Origin of the sequence: Ruegeria sp. SCP10, assembly GCF_040329495.1 — a bacterium.
In the GTDB taxonomy this organism is placed as follows: Bacteria; Pseudomonadota; Alphaproteobacteria; order Rhodobacterales; family Rhodobacteraceae; genus Ruegeria.
This window is the reverse complement of sequence record NZ_JBDZYF010000013.1, coordinates 17,694-34,256: the sequence shown is the minus strand read 5'-3', so window position 1 is coordinate 34,256 and position 16,563 is coordinate 17,694. Positions and strand designations below refer to the sequence as shown.

The 16,563-nt window shown below is 57.1% G+C and carries 17 protein-coding genes and 1 tRNA gene; 13 read left to right on the top strand and 5 right to left on the bottom strand.

What is annotated here, in order from left to right:
* Nucleotides 1-75: 75 nt before the first annotated feature.
* From ABLN87_RS19520 to ABLN87_RS19500, 5 genes are all read right to left on the bottom strand, one after another.
* Nucleotides 76-1,347, bottom strand: coding sequence for an aspartate aminotransferase family protein (locus ABLN87_RS19520; protein ID WP_353013477.1), 1,272 nt, complete (start codon nucleotides 1,345-1,347; stop codon nucleotides 76-78).
* A gap of 33 nt (nucleotides 1,348-1,380) precedes the next feature.
* Complete coding sequence (locus ABLN87_RS19515; protein WP_353013476.1) at nucleotides 1,381-2,487, bottom strand: mandelate racemase/muconate lactonizing enzyme family protein; 1,107 nt, start codon at nucleotides 2,485-2,487, stop codon at nucleotides 1,381-1,383.
* Nucleotides 2,484-2,768, bottom strand: a complete 285-nt coding sequence (locus ABLN87_RS19510; protein WP_353013474.1) for a cupin domain-containing protein — start codon at nucleotides 2,766-2,768, stop codon at nucleotides 2,484-2,486. The genes ABLN87_RS19515 and ABLN87_RS19510 overlap by 4 nt, the downstream gene beginning before the upstream one ends.
* A 124-nt stretch (nucleotides 2,769-2,892) precedes the next feature.
* Complete coding sequence (locus ABLN87_RS19505) at nucleotides 2,893-3,471, bottom strand: dimethylsulfonioproprionate lyase family protein (protein WP_353013472.1); 579 nt, start codon at nucleotides 3,469-3,471, stop codon at nucleotides 2,893-2,895.
* Nucleotides 3,468-4,550, bottom strand: coding sequence for an alcohol dehydrogenase family protein (locus ABLN87_RS19500; protein ID WP_353013470.1), 1,083 nt, complete (start codon nucleotides 4,548-4,550; stop codon nucleotides 3,468-3,470). The genes ABLN87_RS19505 and ABLN87_RS19500 overlap by 4 nt, the downstream gene beginning before the upstream one ends.
* A gap of 94 nt (nucleotides 4,551-4,644) precedes the next feature.
* Here ABLN87_RS19500 and ABLN87_RS19495 point away from each other — a divergent pair, with 94 nt between their 5' ends.
* The 13 genes from ABLN87_RS19495 (at nucleotide 4,645) to ABLN87_RS19435 (ending at nucleotide 16,251) form a co-directional block, all read left to right on the top strand.
* Entirely contained in the window at nucleotides 4,645-5,532 is an 888-nt protein-coding gene (locus ABLN87_RS19495; protein WP_353013468.1) for a MurR/RpiR family transcriptional regulator, read from the top strand.
* 133 nt (nucleotides 5,533-5,665) lie between these two features.
* On the top strand, nucleotides 5,666-6,367 hold the full coding sequence (locus ABLN87_RS19490; protein WP_353013466.1) for a hypothetical protein: 702 nt from the start codon (nucleotides 5,666-5,668) through the stop codon (nucleotides 6,365-6,367).
* A complete protein-coding gene (locus tag ABLN87_RS19485) occupies nucleotides 6,364-7,674 on the top strand; it encodes a hypothetical protein (protein ID WP_353013464.1) in 1,311 nt (436 codons plus the stop codon). Before ABLN87_RS19490 ends, ABLN87_RS19485 begins: the two co-directional genes overlap by 4 nt.
* Nucleotides 7,664-8,620, top strand: coding sequence for an AAA family ATPase (locus ABLN87_RS19480; RefSeq protein ID WP_353013462.1), 957 nt, complete (start codon nucleotides 7,664-7,666; stop codon nucleotides 8,618-8,620). Before ABLN87_RS19485 ends, ABLN87_RS19480 begins: the two co-directional genes overlap by 11 nt.
* 17 nt (nucleotides 8,621-8,637) lie before the next feature.
* Nucleotides 8,638-9,900, top strand: coding sequence for a DUF58 domain-containing protein (locus ABLN87_RS19475; RefSeq protein ID WP_353013460.1), 1,263 nt, complete (start codon nucleotides 8,638-8,640; stop codon nucleotides 9,898-9,900).
* Complete coding sequence (locus ABLN87_RS19470; RefSeq protein WP_353013458.1) at nucleotides 9,900-10,895, top strand: stage II sporulation protein M; 996 nt, start codon at nucleotides 9,900-9,902, stop codon at nucleotides 10,893-10,895. Before ABLN87_RS19475 ends, ABLN87_RS19470 begins: the two co-directional genes overlap by 1 nt.
* The gene (locus ABLN87_RS19465) at nucleotides 10,892-11,788 is read left to right on the top strand and encodes an RDD family protein (RefSeq protein WP_353013457.1); all 897 of its coding nucleotides are present in this window, start codon (nucleotides 10,892-10,894) and stop codon (nucleotides 11,786-11,788) included. The genes ABLN87_RS19470 and ABLN87_RS19465 overlap by 4 nt, the downstream gene beginning before the upstream one ends.
* Before the next feature lie 118 nt (nucleotides 11,789-11,906).
* Nucleotides 11,907-12,698 carry a hypothetical protein gene (locus tag ABLN87_RS19460; protein ID WP_353013455.1) on the top strand — a complete coding sequence of 264 codons (792 nt, stop codon included), beginning with the start codon at nucleotides 11,907-11,909 and terminating at the stop codon, nucleotides 12,696-12,698.
* A 141-nt stretch (nucleotides 12,699-12,839) separates the two neighbouring features.
* Nucleotides 12,840-12,929 (top strand) — tRNA-Ser (locus ABLN87_RS19455).
* Between the two features lie 167 nt (nucleotides 12,930-13,096).
* Complete coding sequence (locus ABLN87_RS19450; RefSeq protein ID WP_353013454.1) at nucleotides 13,097-14,245, top strand: tyrosine-type recombinase/integrase; 1,149 nt, start codon at nucleotides 13,097-13,099, stop codon at nucleotides 14,243-14,245.
* Nucleotides 14,232-15,005, top strand: coding sequence for a hypothetical protein (locus ABLN87_RS19445; protein ID WP_353013453.1), 774 nt, complete (start codon nucleotides 14,232-14,234; stop codon nucleotides 15,003-15,005). The genes ABLN87_RS19450 and ABLN87_RS19445 overlap by 14 nt, the downstream gene beginning before the upstream one ends.
* Nucleotides 15,006-15,069: 64 nt before the next feature.
* On the top strand, nucleotides 15,070-15,279 hold the full coding sequence (locus ABLN87_RS19440) for a MerR family transcriptional regulator (RefSeq protein WP_353013451.1): 210 nt from the start codon (nucleotides 15,070-15,072) through the stop codon (nucleotides 15,277-15,279).
* A 150-nt stretch (nucleotides 15,280-15,429) separates the two neighbouring features.
* Nucleotides 15,430-16,251 carry a hypothetical protein gene (locus ABLN87_RS19435; RefSeq protein ID WP_353013450.1) on the top strand — a complete coding sequence of 274 codons (822 nt, stop codon included), beginning with the start codon at nucleotides 15,430-15,432 and terminating at the stop codon, nucleotides 16,249-16,251.
* Nucleotides 16,252-16,563 lie beyond the last annotated feature (312 nt).

Here is a 16,563-nt window from a genome sequence, read left to right as displayed (position 1 = left end):
CCCCGAAATTCAAAAGGTCCAGGGTCGCTGTTGGGGGTCAACAGCGGCCCGACTTTTTTGGATCATGGCGTATCTTCAGCTTATGGCGCTGACAGCTTGCTGAATGGCATATTGTGTTTGTTCCAGATCCGCCTTGGTGATCGCCAAGGACGGATAGAGCTTACCTGGCGATTTGAAGATACCATGCGCGCGCAACACGTCATTGAACAGAACGTTGCGCTTCGGATCGTCATGCTTGGCGCTGCGATAGTCCCGACAGTCACTACTGGTGAAGTAGACGTCAAACAGGGTCACGTCACCGCAAATCTGGTGCGCGATCCCGGCCTCATTCAACGTATCGGCCAGCATATTTTGCAGCCGCGCACCAATGTCGCGCAGGCGATCATAAGTGCCGTCGCGGCGCAGAATCTCCATCGTCTTCAGCCCGGCGACTGAAGCGACGGGGTTACCTGACAAGGTGCCAAGCTGCATCAGCCATCCGCCCTCGCCCACTTGCGATTTGTCGAAATGCTTCATGATATCGGCACGTGCGCCCAGAGCAGCCAGCGGGAAGCCACCACCGGTGATCTTGCCCATCGTACAGATGTCGGGTGTCACGCCATAGCGTTCCTGCGCACCGCCATAGGCCAAGCGGAAACCAGTGACGATTTCATCAAAGATCAGCAAGACATTATGCTTGTCACACAGATCGCGCAGGCCCTGCAGGTAGCCGGGCATGGGCGGGATGATCCGCTGCAGAGGTTCGACCATGATCGCGGCGATGTCGCCATGTTCGTTCAGCAGGGCCTCAACCGCGTCGAGATCATTAAAAGGTGCAATCAGCATCTGATCCGCGACCCCCTGTGGGATACCGGCGCTGTCGGGCACCGCCTGTGGGAAATTAACCTGTCGGCTAGGGGCTAGGCTCATCTGTGCCTCGGCGCTCATCCCGTGATAGCCACCTTCGAATTTTAGGATTTTATCGCGCCCGGTATAGGCCCGCGCCAGACGGATGGCATACATATCCGCCTCACCCCCCGAAGCAACAAAACGGACCTGTTCGCAACAGGGCACCGCCTCAATGATCGCTTCGGCCAGTTCGATGCCCTTGGCGTTGTTGGCGAAAAAGGTCATACCCTTGGGCAGTTGCTCCAGCACGGCCTCCATCACCTCGGGATGACCGTGGCCCAGCAACATCGGCCCTGATCCGATCAGATAGTCGATGTATTCGTTGCCATCCTCATCCCAGACACGGCTGCCCTCACCACGAGAGATAATGATCCCCGGATCGAAATTGCCAAACCCGCCCGCTGGCAAAACAGCATTCGCGCGGTCGATCCATTCGGCTTGAGTGTTGATCTTCAGCATGTCACGCGATCTCCATCGTAATAAACTCAGTGACTATTGATAAACCGCGACCGGATCGCCCAGCGCGTCTTCGTCGGGGTGCACGCCAAGGCCCGGAGCCTCGGGCAAATGCAAGTGGCCGTTGATATTGCGGGGGCCGCGACCACCGGCAATATCGACGGTGATCATATCCTGACAGGCCCAGACGGCGTGACAGTTGTGATCCGGGATGGTCGCAGCCAGATGCAGGGCCTCGGTATCGGCCAGAACCGTTCCGCCAGTCGCCATGACGAACATGTCGATCCCGTGGGCCAGCGCGATATCCCGTAGCCGCGCGGCCTTGGTCAAACCACCGACCCGGTTCAACTTGATCCCAAAGACCTCGGCGATCCCTTCGCGGGCGATGCGGGCGGCATCCTGCAACGTCACCAGACTTTCATCGACTGACACGGGTGAGGCATGACGGCCAGAGAGGGCGGCGATATCGTCGAGTGACCCGCCGGGCTGTTCAAACATCACGTTCAGGTCTTCACAGGCGCTCATCACCCGTAGGGCCTGTTGCCGCGTCCAGCCCCGGTTGACGTCATAAAGGACAATCTCACCCGGTCGCCGTATGCTCTCAACATCGCGGACACGGGCGATGTCACGTTCCACATCGCCACCGATCTTCACCGAATGGGCCACATAGCCCCGGCTGCGATAGCGTTCGATCACCTCGCGGGTTTCTTCGACTGTCTTCGCCCCAACGGACGAGGCAATCGGGCGCGGTGTTCGGGACCCGCCACCCATCAGATCGGCAATCGGCAGCCCCGCCGCCTGTCCGGCAATATCCCAGCAGGCCATATCAATCGGGCTTTTGGCGTAGAGATGGCCGGGCAAGGCCAGATCCATCGCCCGTTCCACGTCCAGCAGCTTGCGCGGGTCGAGGCCCTGAATGAACGGTGCCAAGGTTTCGATCCCAGCCGGAATACCCGGCCCATGTGCGGGCACATAGGTGTGACCCCAAGGCGTGCCTTCACCCCAACCGATCAGCCCGGCATCGGTTTCCACCTTAACCAGCGTCGCGTCCAAGACTTCGAATTTCAGCCGCCCGCCGGACAGCCAGTAAGCGTGCTCAAGCGGAAGATCGACGTGATAGACCGAAAGGCGCGTGATCTTCATTTCAGTTCCACCTCGACAAAGGACATCGGTTCATCGCCCGCGTTGATCACATTGTGCTCAACCCCTTCGTCACGGCGGTAGGCCGTTCCGGCTGGCACTGTGATCTCGCTGACGGACCCATCCGGCAGCTCAAGACGCATGTGGCAATCAGTGATGGCCGCGATGACGTAATCCATCTGGTGCCGGTGCCACCCGGTTTCTGCGCCAGGGGCAAAGTCAAAGCGTGTGACACGCACGCGCGCATCGTCGATCATCTGGGTTGCAATGGCTTGTGGTTTCATAGGGCATACTCCGCCAATGCTGCGCCGAGGCTTTCAGAATCTAAGGTCTTAAAATTACCTTCCCGCGAGTCCGGTCCGCCGACATAGGGCAGCCAGAGCTGATAGATGCGGGTGGGTGTCATCTTCATGCCGCATCCATTCTTGGCAGATCACCCATGCCCGCGCCGCGCCACAGAACAAAGGTCAGGATTGGCTGATCTGTTGTTACCATGGCATGGCTTTCCCAACTGGAGTGCATTCGGGTTTGATCTGGCCCAACGAATGCCGCATCCTCGGCGGTCTTGAATACAGCGCCGCCCGCCAAGGTCAAATAAAGCTCCTCAGCCTGATGGCTGTGCCAGTCATAGTTCAACCCGGCGCCCCAATACCCGATATAGCCGCGCAACTGGGTCGAGTAGAAATGCCCAGTTGGACCAAACAGCTCATAATATCCATAGCGGGCAAGAAAATCCGCGCCGACCTCGTCTTCGGCATAGGTCTGTTTCCAATGGGCCAGATGCGTGGTGTTTCGTACTGCAGCAACCAAGTTTTGGGTCAGTTTGCTGCCTTCGATCTCAAAATCCCGCACTTGGTCTGCCGCTGCAATGAGACTGGGGTGGGCGTGCATAAATGACAGGTCCGAAGGCCACGCGCCAAACGCGGACAGCTCGGGATGTGCCTGATGCACCTGCCGAGCAGCTTCTAGGACATCATCCAGAGTCATGGGATCACCACGATGTTGCCGGTATGCTGTTTTGCGATGAACGCGGCCTGGGCCTCTCGCAATTCCTCAAGCGGGTAGGTTGCGGCAAGGGCCGGTTTGATCTCACCCGCTTCGATGTATTTGACGAGGTTCTGCATGACCTGAGGGTCAATCACGGTGGAACCGGTGAAAGTCAGATCACGAAGATAGAATGTGCGCAGGTCGAACTCGACCATCGGCCCGGCAATGGCACCCGAGCATGTATACCGCCCGCCGCGTTCCAACACGTCAATCAGGTGCGGCCAGTAGGGGCCACCCACCACATCGGCCACAACTGTGATTTTCTCAGCCCCAAGCGATGCGCGCATATTTTCAGGCGCACGCGGCAAGATTCTGTCCGGGCCAAGCTTGGCCACGTCTTCGTGCTTTGCCTCGGAAGCCATAGCGATCACACGGGCACCCCTGCGTTTGGCCAGCTGCACCAAAGCACCGCCAACACCACCCGATGCGCCCGGCACCAGAACGGTATCCGCGTCGGTCACATTGGCGCGGGTCAGCATCCCTTCGGCAGTCGAGTAGGAACAGGAGAAGGTCGCAAGCTCCGCATCCGTCAGCTCCGATGTAATCGGCACGGCATTCACCGCCAATGTCGTTGCGTATTCAGCAAAGCCGCCATCCCGTTCGGACCCATAGTAGCCCGTCTTATCCATATTCTCAGGATCGTTAGGATCGCGCAGCCAGCCGTCGGTGATCACCCGCTCTCCGACGCGTATTGGATCGACCCCATCGCCAACCGCAACGATATGGCCACAGATATCAGCGCCTTGAATGCGAGGAAAAGTGATGGGGGCACCGCCCCAGGTGGGATCATCCTCGCCCACTTCCTCGAACGCGCCGCCGGTCGTGGCGTCAGTCACGGTCTTCGAATACCAGCCAGATCGCGTGTTCACATCCGTATTGTTCAGCCCGCAGGCGGCGACGCGGATCAACACCTCACCCGGCGCAGGATCGGGACGCGGCCAGTTGTTGTGCAGCACCATTTGCTCAAGGCCGCCGTGCCCCATGGTCACCATGGCCTTCATTGTATTGTGCAGGGTCATGCTCTAGTCTCCTGATGGGCCACAGATCGATGCGCGTTTCATGGCCTGCGATTCTGCTCGACAGGCTAATTTCACAACTGTACCATCGTCAATCATGAATGACACAAATGTATCATCAATCGTTCTGGATCGCCTGTCCGAGGAATGGGACGCACTAACGCCCGAAGCCCAAAAGGCCGCGCGGTATGTGCTGGAAAACCCCACGGATGTGGGCGTATCCACCGTGCGCGAGATTGCCGAGGCGGCCAATGTCAAACCCAACACCTTTGTCCGCATGGCGCGCCAGGTCGGGTTCGAAGGCTACGAAGATTTCCGCGCGCCCTTCCGTGAGGCTATTCGCAAAGGCTCGGTTTCATTTCCCGACCGCGCCCGCTGGTTACAGGAAATCGGCAAATCCGGTGAGATGGGGGGCCTTTATGCCGACATGATCGGCGCAGCCATCCGCAATATTGAAGAGACATTTGCCGGCATTGATGTCGACCGTCTGCGCGCGGCAGCCGAAGATATATGGAACTGTCGCCAGATTTTCACGCTGGGCGTTGGTGTGAACAACTCGAACGCGCGCAACTTCACCTATTTGGCCTCAACCGGGATGAAGCAGTTTCACGCCATCCCCCGGTCAGGCTCAACCCCGGTCGATGATCTGGCCTGGGCGGATGAACAAGATGTGCTGATCGCCATCACCTGCCACCCCTACCGGACCGAAGTGATTGATGCGATCAAGCTGGCCCGGCGGCAGGGGATGACGGTTGTCGGCATCTCGGACAGCCCAGCCAGCCCGGTGATCCTGAATGCACAACACGGGTTTGTCGTGGCCGCGGATACGCCGCAGTTCTTCCCATCCTCGGTGTCAACCATCGCACTTCTGGAAACGCTGTTGTCCTTCGTCATCTCGGTTTCCAGCGATGAGATCGTGGAACGTGTCGAACGGTTTCACCAGCGCAGGCACCAGTTGGGTCTATATACGGCAGAACCCGAATAGGCCTGCAAAGCGCCCCTGGCGTAGCCTGATTTCACATCGTCGATGTGCCCATAGCAACAGGTTGTGGGCGATGATCCTGGCAAACGCGTCTAGGTTGTTGCCTGCCATTCGCCAGTGATCTATCGATACCGCGATGAGATTTGTTTTGGCCTGTTTTTCTGCGTGTTTTCTGTGCGCTTCACCCCCTGCCAACGCGCAGGAGGCGACGCTATCCCGACCGGATCTGAGCGCCTCAGGGCAGGACTATCTGAAAGCAGTCAGATATCGGGGGATCGACACGGATGTGCTGTATTTCGACCCCACCAAACCCGCGCCGCCGCTCGACACGGATTTCACGCCTCAGGCTGAGAACCAACCGGTTCAACTGTCTGCAGATAGTCGCTGGATCGTGGGTCTGGTCTCTGCGATTGCCCTGATTTTTCTGGCGCTTTTCATCCATAACAGTGCGAGTAAAACATCTGTTTCTTTCCGCAGATCCTCGGACAACACCAGGCGCAAGGGACGGCATGGTGACCCCGAGGCGGCGATAAACGGCGAGGAAATGCCTGATCTGGACGCGCTGCTCAGGCTTAAGGATCGTGATCTGGCCGTCACCGGGTTGGCCCAGCTGGCACTGAGCCGCTGTCTGGCCGCCAATGAGGTGCTGTTCAAACGAAGCTGGACCCACCGCGAGGCTTTGCGCAGCATGCCGCAGAACCTGTGGTACATCCCTGATCTTCGCGCGTTGGTTCTGGAAAGCGAACGCGTGAATTTCGGTCATCACTCGATCAGTGAAGATGATTTTGACGCACTGCTCTCACGTATCCGGCCCGTCCTGCGCGAGGTGCGGGCATGAGCGAGACAACAGGGTTCCCACCGACAGATCGTATCCGTTTGGACTGGATCATCGTCGGCGTCGTGATTGCGATCTGCATCGGTATATTCCTCTATGTCATGGCAGGCCGCCAATACGCATTGCGCGAGTCAGCCAGCGGGTTTGACGGGCTGGATCGCTGGTTGAACAGCCAATCGCATGCCACACAAAGCTTTACGGGCGGCTGGCCTTTGGATCGCAGCACTGTGGGCCTTTTGGTTCAGCCGCTTTACGACACGCGCCTCGATACAGATCGGACCGCCGCGAAGACCAAAGAAGAGTTGTTGTTTCAGCCCGATGAGTTCGATCAGGACATCGACGTCATTCGTGACAAGGCGCAATCGGTTCCCAGCCTGATCATTCTGCCGAAATGGCGCAGCGGCATGCGCCTGACCGGGTTCGGACATCCCTTTCTGATCGCGCAAAGGACCGATCTTGAAACGATCCTGCACGGGCTTGTCGGACCCGAGATCGGAGGCCTGCACTTCGCACGCAGACCGTTTTTGGACTATGAACTGGTCGCAGACCCACAGTTGAACGCCCGTATCTATGCGGCCCAAACCTTTGCCGGAAACGGGTGCGATCCCATCGTCGGACAACCAGGCGAAATGCTGTTGGGCCTGTGCCCGCTGCCGGGGTCCGAGGACGAGCAACAAGTCTACATCCTGTCAGACCCGGATCTGTTGAATAATCACGGCCTGACCCTTGGTGACAATGCCTGGATTGCAGCGCAGGTCTTGCCTCAGATTGCAGGGGGTCAGCGGATCATCATCGATTACAGCGACCAGAACTGGCTGACGGCACCAGAAAATGTCGTCGCCCGTGAACGCACATGGGATGATTTGAAACGCCTGTTCGAACCTCCGTTTCGGGTTTTGTGGATCGGGGCGGGCCTATTGCTGGCGCTTTCGATCTGGCGCGGCGGTTTGCGCAGCGGGCCCGTGGTAGGCCTTGCCCCGACACTGGGCACCGGCAAACGGACAGCCAATCGGGCGCGGGCACGGTTGATGCGCCTGACGGATCAGGATGGTGCGATGCTGTCGGACTATGTCGACACACGGTTGCGCGCCCGCGCCGCCACGCTGTTTGGCAATACGCAAAGGACACTCGGCACACCTGAAGAGGCGTATCTGAAATACGTCCACGCGAGAAAGCCTGATCTGGCCACCCAGCTGGACAGGTTGATCCAAACCATACGCGCCCTGCCCCCGCATTTGGGGGCGGATGACGCGATTTCCTACATTGACCAATTCGAACTGATACTGGAGCACCTTGCCAATGACGCTTGAAGAATTGTTCGCCCGGGCCGAGGCGTTGCGTGCCGAGATCGGCAAAGTTGTGCAAGGCCAGCAAGAGGCTGTCGATCTGTTGCTGACCGCCTTGTTCGCGCGCGGGCACGTGCTGCTCGAAGGTCCTCCGGGTACCGCGAAAACCCTGCTGGCCCGCAGCTTTGCCGGGGCACTTAATCTGCAGTTCGGGCGCATCCAGTTCACCCCCGACCTGATGCCGGGCGACGTGTTGGGCACCTCGATCTACAACTTCCAGACCAGCGAGTTTGTTCTGACCAAAGGCCCGGTCTTCAGCCAGATCCTGCTGGCGGATGAGATCAACCGCGCCCCGCCAAAAACGCAGGCCGCCCTGTTACAGGCGATGAACGAGCGGATGGTGACGATTGACGGCACCGACCACATGCTGGGCTCGGAGTTCATCGTGGTCGCGACCCAAAACCCGATTGAACAGCAAGGCACCTACCCCTTGCCCGAAGCGCAGTTGGACCGGTTCCTGTTTAAGGTCAACCTGAGTTTCCCGCCCGAAGATGTGGAACTGTCGATCCTGCGTCAGCATGCGAATGAGCCGCTGGATTTCCTGAGCGCAACACAAACCGTTCAGCCCCTGCTGGACGCACCCACCATGATGGCGGCGCGCCAGCTGATCGACGGGATCGTGCTGGATGACGACATTCTGGCCTATATCTTGCGGCTAGTGCGGGCAACGCGGGAAAGCGCTGACATCGCCTTTGGCGCCTCGACGCGTGCGGCGGATGCCATTGCCGGGGCAACCCGCGCGACGGCCGCCCTGAACGGGCGCGACTTTGCGATCCCCGATGATGTCAAAACCCTGATCATCCACGCGCTGCAACACCGCATCGTGCTGTCCCCGTCGGCCGAGATCGAAGGGCGCGGCCCGCGACAGGTACTGGAAAACATCCTCAACCAGATCGAGGCCCCCCGCTGATCCGGCCATCTCGCATATTGCTGATCGCAGCCTGTGCGGCGCTGTGCCTGTCGCTGCTGGCGATTGTTCTGGGGGATGCAACCCGGCCCATCGCCGGTTTGCCCTGGGTTGTGCTGTGCGGTTTGGCAATTGTTGATTTGCTGTTGTCCTGGCCACGTCGACGGTCTGTCACGGTTGAACCGATGCCGGATATCTTTGTAGGCGAGGCAGGTCAGATCGACCTGACCGTCTCCCCCACTGCGCAGGGAATGTTGGGGGAGTTAGACTGGCCATCGGGCCTGAACGGCCCGTCGGGCTTTGACCTGTCGAAAGGCACGGTTCAAATCCCGTTTCGTGCAGGGCAACGGGGCACCTGGGACCTGTCGCACCTTTGGCTGTCTTGGTCTTCTCGGCTAAGGCTGTTTGAATTCGTCCCAAAGCTGGCCTTTGGCCTGAAGGTCCCTGTGGTGCCCAACATCCGCCGGGTCATGTCGGGTGAGATTTCGACCACCGTGCAATCACGGCTGTTCGGTGTGAAAGAAAACCGCGCCATTGGCGAAGGCACCGAATTTCACCAGTTGCGCGATTTCGTGCGCGGGATGGATGCCAGCTCGATCGACTGGAAACGCTCGGCCCGGTATCGCTCGCTTGTGGCCAAAGAGGTGCGGGCGGAACGCAACCATCATGTGATCATCGCGCTGGATAACGGCTATCAGATGCGTGAAGAGGTCGCTGGATTGCCAAAGATCGACCAGACCATCACCGCTGCGCTGGCAACCGCCTGGGCCGCAGCCATCGGCGGTGATCAGGTTGGGTTCTACGTCTATGACGCCAAACCGCGCATGTTCCTGCCGCCGGAACCAGGGCGCGCCGCGTTCAACCGGTTACGCAGCCGCACGGCCGAACTCAGCTATGAAAGCGTCGAGACGAACCACACCTTGGCTATGACCGAGTTGAACGGGCGCACGCCAAAGCGCAGTCTGATCATCGTATTCTCGGATTTCGTGGACACCACAACGGCCGAGTTGATGGTCGAGAATGTCAGCGTTCTGGCCAAACGGCATCTGATCGTCTTCGTCACACTGCGTGATCCGATATTGGAAGCGCAGGTGAATGAAGCCCCTTCGGATATGGACGGGGTGGCAGAGACAGTTTCAACCGGGCAGCTGCTGCGCGAGCGCCGCCTTGTGCTGGAACGGTTGCACCAACTGGGCGTCACTGTGATCGACGCGGAACCGGGCGAGGTCTCGGCCCGCCTGATTTCGACCTATCTGGAAATCAAAGCGCGAGAGATGATCTGATGTCTGAACGTGATCTGATCCGCTCGGCCCGGTTTCGGCAGGAACGTGAAGACGACTGGCGCAGATTGTCCAATCTGGTCGACAAGGCCGAGGGTCAGGGCCTGCATCGCATGAGCTTCCAAGAAGCACGCGATCTGGCAGATCTGTACCGTCAGGCCACCACCTCACTGTCCATCGCGCGTGAGATCTCACTGGATCGCGGTTTGCTGGACTATCTCGAAGCCCTTACCAGCCGAGCCTATCTCAGCGTCTATGCCCCGCAACAAAGGTTGGGTGGCACAATCCGCAGGTTCCTGACCAGCGGTGGGCCACGGGCGATGCGGTCCTCGTGGAGGGTCACCCTGCTGGGATTTCTGTGCATGGCCGCCGGGGCGCTGGCTGGATATCTCTTCTATTTCGACAACCCCGAATGGTTCTATGTCTTCATGCCATCGGATCTGGCAGGAGGGCGCGGACCTGACGCCAGCACTGACTATCTGCGCTCGGCTATTTATGATGAGGAAGACACCTCGGGTCTCGGCGCCTTTGCAACCTATCTGTTTTCCCACAACACGCGCGTTGCAATCTTTGTCTTTGGCCTGGGCGCGTTCTTATGCGCGCCGACGATCATGCTGCTGTTTTACAACGGGTTGATCCTTGGCGTCTTCTACGCCCTCCATATTGATCGCGGGTTGGGCTGGGACATGTTCGGTTGGCTGTCGATCCACGGTGTGACCGAGCTGTCGGCAATCTGTATCGCAGGCGCGGGCGGGTTGAAATTGGGGCTGGCGGTCCTGTTCCCCGGCCCACAGACTCGAGCGGCAGCCCTCCGCGCAGCAGGTCATGACGCGGTCAAGCTGGCACTAATTGCAGCAATGATGCTGGTTGTCGCCGCTCTTCTGGAAGGGTTCGGCAGGCAATTGGTACAGGACCAATCCACCCGCATCGCCATCGGTTGGAGCATCGGCGCGCTATGGCTGTTGTGGTTCGCGCTGGGCGGGAGGAAGCGGTCATGAGCCTTGCCGCAATGGACCGCCTACTGCCACCCGAGGGCGTACCGCTGTATTTCCGCGTCGCGGGTGTAGGCGTCCGAACCGCAGCGCAGCTGACCGACATACTGATCACCGGTGCTGTGGCGGTTGCGTTGTTCCTGCTGTCTGTCGCATTCGATCTGGTCACACCCTTCACCGCCACTGCCATCGGAGCGATGCTGTTCTTTGTCATCCGCATCCCCTACTACGCCGCATCCGAGTTGGTCTGGAACGGTCAGACCCTTGGCAAACGGCTGATGAAGATCAAGGTTGTCTCGGCGGATGGCCAAGCTCTGACGACGCAATCGCTGGTCGTGCGCAACCTGATGAAAGAGGCCGAGATCTTCCTGCCCGGTACAATGGTCCTGACGCTGACAACGGATGCTCTGGTGCCGTCACTTATCTCTCTGACATGGATCTTGGGCGTTCTGGCCGTGCCTTTGTTCAACAAGCGCCGCCAGCGGCTTGGGGACATCATCGCCGGCACCTACGTGATCCACTTGCCGAAACCCGTTTTGCTGCCGGACATGTCAGAAACCAACCGGCCGCTGACGGCTACGCAATCCTCTTATCAATTCCTGTCACATCAATTGGAACATTATGGCGCGTTCGAATTGCAGACCCTCGAAGGGGTTCTGCGCAGTGCCAATCGCGCCAAAGGCCCCGCCGCCTACAAGCAGCAAAAAGAAACGCTGGCCGCAGTCTTTGCGCAAGTGCGCCGCAAGATCGACTATGCCGACCCGGTTCCGGATGCAGACCACCAAGCCTTCCTCGAAGCCTTCTACAAGGCACAGCGTGCCTTTCTCGAACAACGACAACTGTTCGGAGACAAACGGAAGGACAAGCACCACACCGCCGAGAACGGAGACGTCCAATAAGAAGCTGTTGCCGTTTTGCCTAGGGGCGAGACATAACGTGCAGTTTCCCCTTGCAGATGAAAGGCAGTGCGCTGCTTTATCTGAGCCAAGACCATATCGTTTAATTTAGGATATACAGATGGCTGACACTGCAACTTCTGACCTCCACGCACCCTTCGGAGTAGGCGCGGTTTTGAGTGATACATTTTCGATTTTCTTCCGGAAAATTCACATCGTGATCCTGTTGGGCTTCATCCCCGCTCTGATCGACGTCATTGTAAATACATATGCCTGGGATACGGATTTCGAAGCTGTCCCGGGGGTTGAGTTCGATTGGGCGACCTTCAGTTCCACCTTTGTCGTGGCCCTGTTGATCTCATCCGTCGCCATTTCGCTAACCTCTGCCATGGTCATCCAACTGGCCTATGACGCGAAATCCGGACGGCCCGCCCAGATTGGCCAATACTTCAAAAACGCCTTGGTCAACCTGCCAGCCTTGGCGGTTTTGTCCATCGTAAGCGGCATTCTGATCGTAATCGGGTTTGCGCTAGTGTTTGTACCCGGGCTTTGGCTCTACGCGGTATTCTCGGTCATTGTCCCGGCCATCGTCATCGACAAATCCGGTTTCGGAGCGCTCAATCGCAGCTCGCAGCTCACAAAGGGCTATCGCTGGCCAATCGTCGGCACGTTGGTCCTACTTATTCTATGCATCTTTTTGGTGTCTGCGGCAGTGGGGTTCGTATTTGCGTTTGGATTTGGCGACACCTCTGCCATCGGATTTGAACCCACCCTTACGTGGATCGTAGCCGAGGCTGTCCTGAACGCACTGGCCTATGGCTGGACAGGTGTCGCAATCGCGATGATCTTTGCCCGCCTGAAAGAAATCAAGGAAGGCGTCAGCGTCTCAGACTTGGTCGACGTATTCCGTTAAAGCTCGCTTAAGTCCGGCGGCGGCATAACTGCCGCCGGGGCCTTGCTTCGTTACCAGAACCTGGCTTGCGGCCATAAAAAATGACTCCAGCACCAGAATCGACCTTGTAACTCCGTGACATGCACGGATATACCCGTCGGCGGAGACGTGGCCGAGTGGTCGAAGGCGCTCCCCTGCTAAGGGAGTAGGCGGGAAACCGTCTCGAGGGTTCGAATCCCTTCGTCTCCGCCACCCACCATTTTCATTCAATTCAGTTGGTACTCATTCAACCCCTTATGGGGCTGTTTTCGTTGATTTATCTGTATTCGTTGTTGCTATTGGATTTTCTTCGATTAGACTCGTTTCTATTCATTGCGTGGTAGGAATTGTGGTATGTTATGGCTGCTCTGAGCGGAAAGTTGACGAAGAATCTGGTGCGAACACTCGGCCCCGGTCGCCATGGCGACGGGAGCGGGTTGTACCTTGTTGTTGATCTATCCGGCGCTCGGCGCTGGATTGTTCGCGTCACAGTGAGGGGTCAGCGCAATCGTGAAGGTAAGCCGTTGCGAACTGATTTTGGCCTTGGTGGCGCGGATGTTGTGACACTGAATGAAGCGCGTGACCGAGCCTTGGAATATCGCCGCCTCGCAAAGCAGGGCATCAACCCGCGCTACAACGGGCGACAGGAGATACCTTGCTTTGAAGAGATTGCGCGGCAAGTTCATATTGAACGCTTGCCGACGTGGAAGAATCCTAAACACGGCCAGCAGTGGATCAATACTCTAGCCGACTATGCATTCCCCAAAATAGGCCGTCTGCCTGTTTCTGAGATAGGTCAGCCCGAAGTTCTGCAAGTGCTATTGCCAGTCTGGACTGAGAAACATGAAACTGCAAAGCGGCTTGCACAGCGGATAAAGGCCGTTCTCGACGTGGCGAAGTCAAAGGGATTTCGTGACGGAGAAAATCCTGTGACCACTATCCGCGATGCTCGTGTTCTGCCGCAAGTTAAGCAGAAGGTGCAGCACCACAAGGCCATGCACTGGAAAGATGTTCCCGCTTTCTATGCGGAGCTGGCGACCAAAGATGCGATGGCGGCGAAGGCGCTTATGTTCACCTGCCTCACCGCTAGCCGCACAAGCGAAGTTCTCCATGCACGTTGGGAGGAATTCGATTTTGACCAACAGCTCTGGATTGTGCCTGCGGCTCGGATGAAAGCTGACCAAGAGCATCGAGTACCTCTGACACCAGAGATGTTATCAATCATTGAGCCACTCAAAGCCTTACGGTCCGACATCGTTTTCGAAGGGCAAAAGCGCCATAGACCAATGAGCAACATGGCCATGCTGATGCTGCTTCGCCGAATGAAAGTGGAAGGCATTACGGTTCATGGCTTTCGTTCGACGTTTCGCGACTGGGCCGCGGAACAACCAGGCATCCCTCGGGAAGTTGCCGAAATGAGCCTTGCCCACCAAGTTGGCTCTGATGTCGAACGAGCGTACGCAAGATCCGATCTATTGGAAAAGAGGCGTGAACTTCTCAAGAGTTGGTCAAATCATGTCGTGGGGTGAGCACTCAAAACCATCTGGCGGGCTCTCATTGGGCAGCGATGAGCAAGATGTGATGCACTTTATGTTGAAGCTGCATCAGGTACTTGATGACACCACGAAAGCTCTCGGTCGACACCTAGGGCGATCCTTCCAAGGTGATGTTCAATATGTGCCAGCAGCCTTGATCTTTAATCCGCTGGTCTCAGACCATGCCCTTTGGATCAACCTTGGCAAAGGCTACGGGAAGACCAAGACAAAGGATTCATTAGATCTGCTGAAGCGCTTTGAGTTGTGGTTGCGGAGCTGTGAGTTTCAAGAGTTATCTAATTCACGGCAAAAGAAAATCATCACAAGGCTTCCTGCTCTTTCGGGGCCTTTGTTTTATTTTGTTTCTGATGCAATCCGCTCAAAGGAAACGGGCCAGTTGTTGTCGGCTGTCCAATTGATCATTGAGCACTTGGAGCAATGCGTTGCCTCGGAGATCGGGCGTCGCGGCGACTACCGTGCATTTCGAACTGCCGTGGCTCTGAGGGCGATTTTTGAGACTTATGGCGATTTGTCAGCACGGTCCGGTGACAAGCACGGTGCTCCGACAGGGCCGTTTTGCAAATGCCTCGAAGAGATTTTTGAGATTGGAGGCATCACAGCCGGATTTCGCCACTACGCAACAGAGGCCAGAGACCTGCCTGCCAGCGATCCGCTATTAATTCGTTTCAAGCGAGAGCTCATCGATGGGCCTGCTCGCGTAGCCGCCCAAAAAAGGTCGAGTTTTACTGCCTAATTCTTTCGACATTGCGATCCGGTTGGTCTCATTTGGTGGCAGTTAGTTTCATGAGGAGACAATGATGAATGATGGACCTTTCAAGCCAACCATTTTCTATGATGATACGGATGAGGAGTTAGATCTGATCGCGACTCGCTCGATGCGGGCGCAATGGAGACATCGTAGAGTCGGGCCAAAATACGCAAAATTCGGACGTAGGGTGAAATATCTCGGCGCTCATTTGAACGCCTGGATCGACAAAAATACGATCCAGACAAATGAAGTAGCCTAAGACAACAAAACCCCGCTTGCGCAGGGCCCTGTTTCGTTAGCTTTAACAACTGAATTCTAACAGAGCTACAGCGCATTTCCAAGAAAATCATGAGCCGAAAGGCTGACAAAATGCCGGACCCTGTTCCGGTGAACGAAGGAGATTTGCCAAATGGCCAAAAAGGATTTTGTGATGATCGAGACCGCCCTACTTCGAAGGAAGAGCTTCCATTCGCTTGAGACATGCTCAGAGAGAAATGCTTACCTAACAGCGACATTGAGCAGCCAGGCCAATTACATCGGCGTTTTTAGGTATCCTCTCGACTGGTTCTCAAGCGAATCCAAGATTCCCGTAGAAGATTTGGTTGGTGTCGTAGGTCATCTCGAGGACGTTGGGTTGATCGAGTATGATCTGGAAGAGGAAAACCTCCGGCTTAGGGATTGGTTCTACACTTCAAACATTCGTACGAGTGCGAACACGGTAAAACGCGCAGCACGCGATTTTCTCAAATCGGATGTGCCGCGCATTGCTAGCGTTTCGAGAGCCGCTGCCGAATTCGTCGTGGCCTCGTTGAAAGGTGTCAGCGGATATGGACAAGAAAGCGATCACGGACCCAAGGTTTTTGAGGTTCTGCGAGGCTTCTTATGCAGAGCGGTCAACGAATTTCCAGAGATCGAAGCATCTCTTCTAGCTGAGATGGAGCAGCATGGAATTGGTGTAAAGCTCGGCTTTGATGAGGTGTTCCTGGGTCTGATAGAGGGGGAGGCGATTGCCGCACGGGCCATTTCCGCAGCCCCATCGAAGGGGCTTCCGAGCGGCTCTGATGCCCCCACCGAGTACAAGACAACACCAGATCACACTGAAACCAAAAACAAAGGAAAACCTTACGCCTCACAGCAGGTTTCTGTCTGTCAGGACCGATTCCAAAAGTCCATTGGGCCCACTGCGTCCACTCTGAACAGCCCGCTTGCATTGGCAGCAAAGAAGGTGTGACCGTCGATAGGGCAACCTTGGTTGCGTGAATGCCAACCAGCAAAACCCGTCCAGACATCGCCCACCAATAGGCAGGGGAGGGATGGGTTTTGCGCCGCCCAACGGGTGGCAGGCAAAGATCAGAATGATCTGCGCAGGCGAAGCCGGAGTGGGATCGAAGGGGAACCCTCGACCGCTCTTTTTAAGAATGCCAACGGCAGGAAGAAAAAGGGTAAGCGGGTTACTCTTTTTCAAAAGAGTAACAGAAAAGCGGGGATCAAATATGGGTAAGTCAGGAGCCGCAAGAGTAACAGCCCACGACTTTGCGTACGG